7 protein-coding genes are annotated in these 6,000 nt (G+C 61.3%); 1 reads left to right on the top strand and 6 read right to left on the bottom strand.

Annotated elements, in window-relative coordinates; genetic code table 11:
* Window positions 1-143 precede the first annotated feature (143 nt).
* Both A4R35_RS09920 and A4R35_RS09915 read right to left on the bottom strand, forming a co-directional pair.
* Entirely contained in the window at window positions 144-392 is a 249-nt protein-coding gene (locus A4R35_RS09920; RefSeq protein WP_112428915.1) for a hypothetical protein, read from the bottom strand.
* 216 nt (window positions 393-608) lie between these two features.
* Window positions 609-1,517 carry a class I SAM-dependent methyltransferase gene (locus tag A4R35_RS09915; protein WP_112428913.1) on the bottom strand — a complete coding sequence of 303 codons (909 nt, stop codon included), beginning with the start codon at window positions 1,515-1,517 and terminating at the stop codon, window positions 609-611.
* A 426-nt stretch (window positions 1,518-1,943) separates the two neighbouring features.
* On the opposite strand from A4R35_RS09915, the gene A4R35_RS09910 reads away from it, so the two are divergent.
* Window positions 1,944-2,726: an HAD family hydrolase gene (locus A4R35_RS09910; RefSeq protein WP_112428911.1), complete on the top strand. Its 783-nt coding sequence runs from the start codon at window positions 1,944-1,946 to the stop codon at window positions 2,724-2,726.
* Here A4R35_RS09910 and A4R35_RS09905 read toward each other — a convergent pair.
* The 4 genes from A4R35_RS09905 to A4R35_RS09890 form a co-directional block, all read right to left on the bottom strand.
* Window positions 2,695-4,596, bottom strand: a complete 1,902-nt coding sequence (locus A4R35_RS09905) for an AfsR/SARP family transcriptional regulator (RefSeq protein ID WP_112428910.1) — start codon at window positions 4,594-4,596, stop codon at window positions 2,695-2,697. The genes A4R35_RS09910 and A4R35_RS09905 overlap by 32 nt on opposite strands.
* A gap of 247 nt (window positions 4,597-4,843) precedes the next feature.
* A complete protein-coding gene (locus tag A4R35_RS09900) occupies window positions 4,844-5,074 on the bottom strand; it encodes a hypothetical protein (RefSeq protein ID WP_112428908.1) in 231 nt (76 codons plus the stop codon).
* Window positions 5,071-5,532 (bottom strand): class I SAM-dependent methyltransferase, encoded by a 462-nt coding sequence (locus tag A4R35_RS09895; RefSeq protein WP_112428905.1) that lies wholly within the window; start codon window positions 5,530-5,532, stop codon window positions 5,071-5,073. The genes A4R35_RS09900 and A4R35_RS09895 overlap by 4 nt, the downstream gene beginning before the upstream one ends.
* Before the next feature lie 5 nt (window positions 5,533-5,537).
* Window positions 5,538-5,741, bottom strand: a complete 204-nt coding sequence (locus A4R35_RS09890) for a hypothetical protein (protein WP_112428903.1) — start codon at window positions 5,739-5,741, stop codon at window positions 5,538-5,540.
* Window positions 5,742-6,000 lie beyond the last annotated feature (259 nt).

Below are 6,000 nucleotides of genomic sequence, written 5' to 3'. Positions count from 1 at the left end.
GAAGACCTGCCCGCCTGAGCAGGCCCGCCAGCGTGATGTCAGGGATCGAGCCACGATGGGAGAAGCTCCTCCTTTCTGTTCTGTTGACATCCCGGTGATCTGTGTTGGGGGGAGAGGCCCAGAGGCAGGCCATCCCCCGCTCCTCAGTTGAGGCCCTCGCGGCGGGGCTGCCAGCGCAAGACGCGTCCCAGGCGGCGCAACAGCGGGGGACCCTGCCGGAGCTGCTCCAGGTCCTGGGCCGACAGCCCCTGGCGGGGCTGAGCCAGGAAGCGCCGCAGGAACTGCTCGCCGGCTCCCAGCAGCCAGCGCAGCTCGCGGACCTCCTGCTCGTCCAGCAGCCGCCAGCCACTGCCCAGGTCCCGCGCCTGGCGGCAGCGCCGTTCCAGCAGCACCCAGGCGATCTCGATCGGCTTCCAGCGCTTCTCCTGGCGGCCAGCAATCCAGCCAGGTCTGCCAGCGGCCCCAGCCGGCAGACGAGAGCCGGGGAGCCAGCAGCCGCACGAGGGCCCCGAGCAGCCGGGCCGCCCGCGCCCAGTCACTCAGGGGGAGCAGGGGCAACGGGGCGGTGCCAGTCAGCAGACGCCCGCGGCGCCGCGCGCGAGGCCAGTTCATGGCTTCCTCCCCCAGGCGGTGTAGACCTCGTAGGTGACCTGGCCCTCCTCCCACTCGCGGGCCAGCCCTTCCAGGATCTCGTGAAAGCGGGCTACCGACACGCCCAGCCCTTCAACGGGGGCCTCCAGGGTGCCGGCGGCGACCAGCAGATCCTGGGCCAGCAACTGCCCCAGGCGTCCACCCCAGCGGCCAACGGGCAGCCAGCAGGTACGCTGCTCGACCTGGAGGGCGCCCGCCTCGCGCAGCCAGCGGCCCAGCAGGAAGAGCTGGCTGGCGTCCATGCCACGGGCAACACTGAGCTGCTGCCACCAGGTCACGATCTGCTGCAGGCAAGGGCCTTGTGGAAAGAAGCCCAGCCCGAGTTCGACCAGCTCGATCCAGCCGCCGCGGCGGGTGACGCGCAGCAGCTCGCGCAGGACGGCGGGCCACTGCGCCAGGGGGATGCCAGCGACCAGCAGGCGCTGATGGACGTAGCCAAAGGTGGCATCGGCAAAGGGCAGCCCCTGGAGCAGATCGCCTTGCACGAAGCGAAAGCCGGGCGGCAGCCCCTGCGAGGAGCGAGCGGGTTCCCGGTCGAAGCCGACCACGCGACAACGAGGAAAGGCTTCGGCGACTTCGATGGCCCAGCGACCGGTGCCGGTGCCCACATCCAGGACGGCGGTGCCCTCACGCAGCAGGTCCTGCACGGGGGCCAGGACGTTGCCGCGGAAGACCTGGCGAAGCACATAGTGCTGATAGTCCAGCCGGTTCAGCTCCTGCTGGTCTTTGGGAAGCAGGTACGGCATGTCCTGGAAGCGTCGGCGCCCAGCGACATCGACCAGGACAGGGGAAGCCTCCGTCGAAGGCGAGGGGGCCACGGAACGCAGCTCGGCTTCCGATCGGCGCGCGTGCCACCACCAGGGCATCCCTCACCTCCTCTGAGAAGCCCGTGTCTCCCCTGACCTCGGGGCTGGGAGCGTGACGGGAACGGGAAAAGAGCGGACGTCAGCGCTGGAAGCATCAGCCCTTGCAGCGCTGGTGAGGGTCGCAGGCCGTTGCCTCTCGACAGGCGGCACAGGTTGAATGGCAGTTGCCATCGAGCATGTCCTCCATTCTAGGGCAGAGACTTTGGCTCGTGTTCCTAGGGGAAATATAGCTGGGGGAGAGGCGAAGCTTTTCCGACAGTTCTTCCCCGTTTCTCTGAAGTTTCTGAGACTGCTCTCTGCATCGCCGGGTACGAGACAGGGAAGGGCGCGGTGTCCGCCATAAGTGAATTCCCTCGCTTGTGGAGATCGTTGAGCGCTCTCAAGCGCAGCAATCAGGCGAGAGGGAGGGTGGGTGGCAGGAAAGGGATGCAATATGGTATACTCGCATTGATGAAGCAGTATCATGGTCACAGACAGATTCCTCATCCTCGGGGTTTGCTTTTCGACATGGATGGGGTGCTATTGCTCACCAGCCAGAGTCCGGCTCAGAGCTGGCAAGAAGTGGCTCGCCAATTTGCGCCGGCACTGGACCTTCCTGCTGAGGCCCTCTTTCAGGCTCTGCAAGCAAGCTATCAGGCGTACCGGCGCGCCATCGCCCATGATCCCGAACAACAGCGGAGAGATCGTCTGGAACCATTTGAGACGCGGTTAGAAGTGGTTGCTGGCGCTCTGGCTAGCCTGCAACGAGCACCTAACGAGATGGCAGTGGAGATTGTGCGGGCCTATGAGCAGCTTCGAGACGCCCATCGTTCCCTTGCTCCTCATGCACTGGAAGTGCTCCAGATCTGCCGCCAGCGCTCGCTTGCTCTAGCGCTGGTGACCAATGGGAATGCGACCTACCAACGCCGCAAAATCATGCATCATGGTTTAGCCTCGTGGTTCGATACGCTGCTGATCGAGGAAGAGGTTGGCTTCGCGAAGCCAGATGCCCGCATCTTTCGGCTGGCGTTGGAACGGCTGCATCTCAGGGCTTCTGAAGCCTGGATGATTGGCGATGATCTGACCTGCGACATTACAGGTGCTCAACAAGTGGGGCTTTTTGCCATCTGGTACGACGCGAGCTGCAAAGGACTGAGCCACGAATGCACGGTGCATCCTGACTGGACCCTGCATGACCTTATTGAGCTGCTCCCCCTTCTCGCCCCCTGAGAGAGAAAGGCTGGAGCTGCTCATTCAGTGCTTTGACAGAAGGAACATCGTGGTAGGGTTGTAGCAGCTCCTGGACTTGAAGTAGGTGCTTCTGAGCAGTCAGAGATTGTTCTCCAAGCTCAGTGAGAAGCGCAAGACAACGCGAGACAAAGGTACAGGCTTGCTCGATCTCTCCCTGGCGAGCATAAGCACTGGCAAGATCGCTCAGATAGTACAGTTTGCGCCTGGGAGGAGAAGGAGTGGTTAAGGCTTGCTCCAATGCTTCTTGAGCCTCACGTAAGAACCCATTCGTTGTGGACTGTTGACGCTGATACAGCAGTTGCAGACACACGCCTTTATACCCCAGCAGTAAGCCGGGTTGAAACTCGATGAGAAAGGCCAGATCAGATTCCTGGGCAGAGGAGCCTTCCTGTTCAAGGACACGGAGGCATTCAAGACAGGTATCGTGATGGTGCAAATGAGCACGAATTTCGGCCTCGACTGCAGCAAGCCAGGTATGTAACAGTCGATCGGCATGGGGGAGGCTAAGTTGACGTGCAGCCTGGATACAGCGAAGTGCTCTCTGATACTGCAATGAGTAGGTCCAGGTGAAACTCATCCACCCCCAGATGACCGCCTGGAGGAGAGGATCATCGGCCTCGGCTGCTGCCCGCAGAGCCAGTTGGTAGGAGGTACGAGCTTTCGAATAGTGCCCTCTGTCATACAGCAATACACCAGCGAGCAGTGCCGTCCGACTGATCGTGGCACAGAGCCGCTGGCGGAAACCTGCTGTCTGGGAGCCGGCAAGTACAAACGTCAGACTCTCCAGATATTTCACAACAGCCGAATATAGTAGAGACGGAGGCAAGGCGTGTTCTTCTCGGGCCAGCCAGTACACTCTCGTCTGCTGGTCAAAATAGTGTATTTCTCTCTGGGCGGCCAGTGCTGGTCTGGTGAGCAGTGTCATCAGACGATCACAAAGCTCGGTATCAGTGACCACCAGCAGATCAGAGGAGGTTCGCTCAAAGGAGGGTAGCGAGAAGAAAGGGGAGGCTGGCTGAGGAGCAGCCGGAGATGGAGAGTCCAGAGCCTGCTGAGGATGAAATGATGGGGCGTCGAAGAGAAACGAGAGAGAGAACCCCTGTGCCTTAGCTGCTTCCTGGGCCATCTGATAGCATCGCCATGCCTCCTGAGATCTACCATGCCGGAGCAACATCGCGATCCAGGCCCGGAGCGCTTCCTCATCTGGGGGAATAGAGTGAAACAACGCCCGGTACTGTTCTCCTGCTTGCCAGAGCCTTCCTTGCCGTTCGTAGGCGTTGGCGAGCCAACGCCGGCATTGTCTCAGCATCTCCTCGCTGCGTTGTCGGACTCCATACACCCAGGTCCCTCCCTCCCCTTCCAGCAACTCACCACGCTCCTGATAAGCCAGTGCTTGTTCGAGCAGAGGAACAGCCTCATCAGTGGTGCCTCCCCGATCCTCAGCTTCAGCAAGGAGCGCTCTACAAGTGTCATCATCGACCCAGATAATCGATTGATCTGCCAGTGCATAGCCCGTTTCCAGTGTGCGCACTAGATCTTTGCCAATAGCTCGGCGGATCTGGTTGACAGCACTGTAGACCATCTTATCGGCGAGGGCGAGCTGATCGATCTCTGGCCAGAGATCATCCTGGAGAGCAGCGCGCGAAAGATGCCGCCCGGGAGCTGTCAGCAAGCGTTTGAAGACAGAACGAGCTGGCCGTCCTTTCCCCCATGCGGCCTTATCAAGCAAACTCCAGGAGCCATCGGGATTGCGCTTCCAGACTTCCAGGGGGCCATAGAGATAGACACGCAGACGACACGAAGGGGGTACATGAGACTCGTGAGAGACTCGCTGATGATCCTGGGTCATTGGAACCTCCGACCAACCTCCTGTTGTGCATGTACCCAGCGCTCCAAGGCTCAGACGCAACTCCCTGATCTTCGGCGCAGATAGACCGCTGCTCTTCAAGCTGACCTCCTTCGACTCCAGCAAGGAGACGCGCCTTATTCTCTCCAGAGCTATTTTCAGGATAGCATTGCGCACCGCGCCCGTCAAGATGGGAAGGACAAAGCAATCATGTGTATCTGCCCTGACTATGCTCTCAAGAACAGGAGCCCTATAAAAAGGTGCAAACCTGCTTGTCCAGCAGCAGCCAGCCACTGCCCAGGTCCCGCGCCTCCCGGCAGCGCCATTCCAGCAGCACCCAGGCGATCTCGATCGGCTTCCAGCTCTTCTCCCCGCGGCCAGCAACCCAGCCAAGTCTGCCAGCGGCCCCAGGCACTTCCTGCCAGCCTGTCTGACGGAGATTCGCTGTCGGCCAGTTGGAAGGCGAGGAGCGGGTGCTCACAGGAGCGAGGGGCCTCGTGGTGAGCGTGACCGAGGTGGTCCATCTGCTTGCTGGCGGCAGGACCTGGCCCAACCGGCGCAGGACGGCCAGCTCGAAGCCGAGCTGGCGGCTGATGCCGGTGAAGCAGTCGAGCAGAGGGCGTGAGGAAAGAGGGCCTGCATCTCGAAGGCCCAGATGCCGGTGCCGGTGCCCACGTCCAGGATGGTGCGGGTGCGCTCAGGAGCGAGCGGGGCCAGGGAGTGGTTGCTCAGAGTGCGATACAGGGCGTGGTGCTGGTAATTGAGCCGCTGATCTTCCAGCGGGTCCTTGGGCAACAGATAGGGGACATCGTCCAGATACTGGCGCTGCCTGGTGGAGGGAGGCGCGCCCGCGCTCGGGGCAGCGAGCGCGTCGGGCAGGGTCGAGGCGACGGCGGCCCGGGTCCAGCGGCGGCCCAACAGGTGACGCAAGAAGGCCATGTCTGTCACGGCTCCTTTCTGAGCAGCATGGACGAGATCTCATCAGGACGAGCGGATTGGATGGCGTCCGGCTTGGCAACGGAGCCTGCCGGCGTCAGGTGAGGTTGAGCCGTCGGATTGGGCTGGGCCTGAGCTTGCCGCTGCCCACAGCGCGGGCAGGCCGGCAGTTTTGCAGGCCAACTGGTCCGCGGTTGCGGAAAGGTGGCCATTGGATCGCACTCCTTTCTTTCGCCGTGTGGTCCAGTCCTCTGGATCAGAACGTTGACAGATGAATCATCTGCTTCTCAGATCGTCGTGGATCAGCTCGGAGTCTTACCGTTACAATAGTAGGAAACTTCTCTAAGAAAACCAAGACGAAAGCTCCCTAGAAGTCTGGGAACTGTTAGGAGAGCACAAATGACTCCTTGGTAGAGCCATTGCAATTCCTCATTCAGCCTGCTATAATGGGCGCAGAGATTTGCTGGCAGC

It is taken from the genome of Thermogemmatispora tikiterensis, from assembly GCF_003268475.1.
GTDB lineage: Bacteria > Chloroflexota > Ktedonobacteria > Ktedonobacterales > Ktedonobacteraceae > Thermogemmatispora > Thermogemmatispora tikiterensis.
The sequence above is the reverse complement of the archived record's forward strand: the minus strand, read 5'-3'. Positions and strand labels throughout refer to the sequence as shown.

Bases quoted from the DNA above. Each gene is read 5' to 3' on its own strand.
- A4R35_RS09915 (WP_112428913.1), bottom strand. From the start codon at position 1,517: ATGCCCTGGTGGTGGCACGCGCGCCGATCGGAAGCCGAGCTGCGTTCC.
- A4R35_RS09905 (WP_112428910.1), bottom strand. From the start codon at position 4,596: ATGACCCAGGATCATCAGCGAGTCTCTCACGAGTCTCATGTACCCCCT.
- A4R35_RS09890 (WP_112428903.1), bottom strand. From the start codon at position 5,741: ATGGCCACCTTTCCGCAACCGCGGACCAGTTGGCCTGCAAAACTGCCG.
- A4R35_RS09910 (WP_112428911.1), top strand. From the start codon at position 1,944: ATGCAATATGGTATACTCGCATTGATGAAGCAGTATCATGGTCACAGA.
- A4R35_RS09895 (WP_112428905.1), bottom strand. From the start codon at position 5,532: ATGGCCTTCTTGCGTCACCTGTTGGGCCGCCGCTGGACCCGGGCCGCC.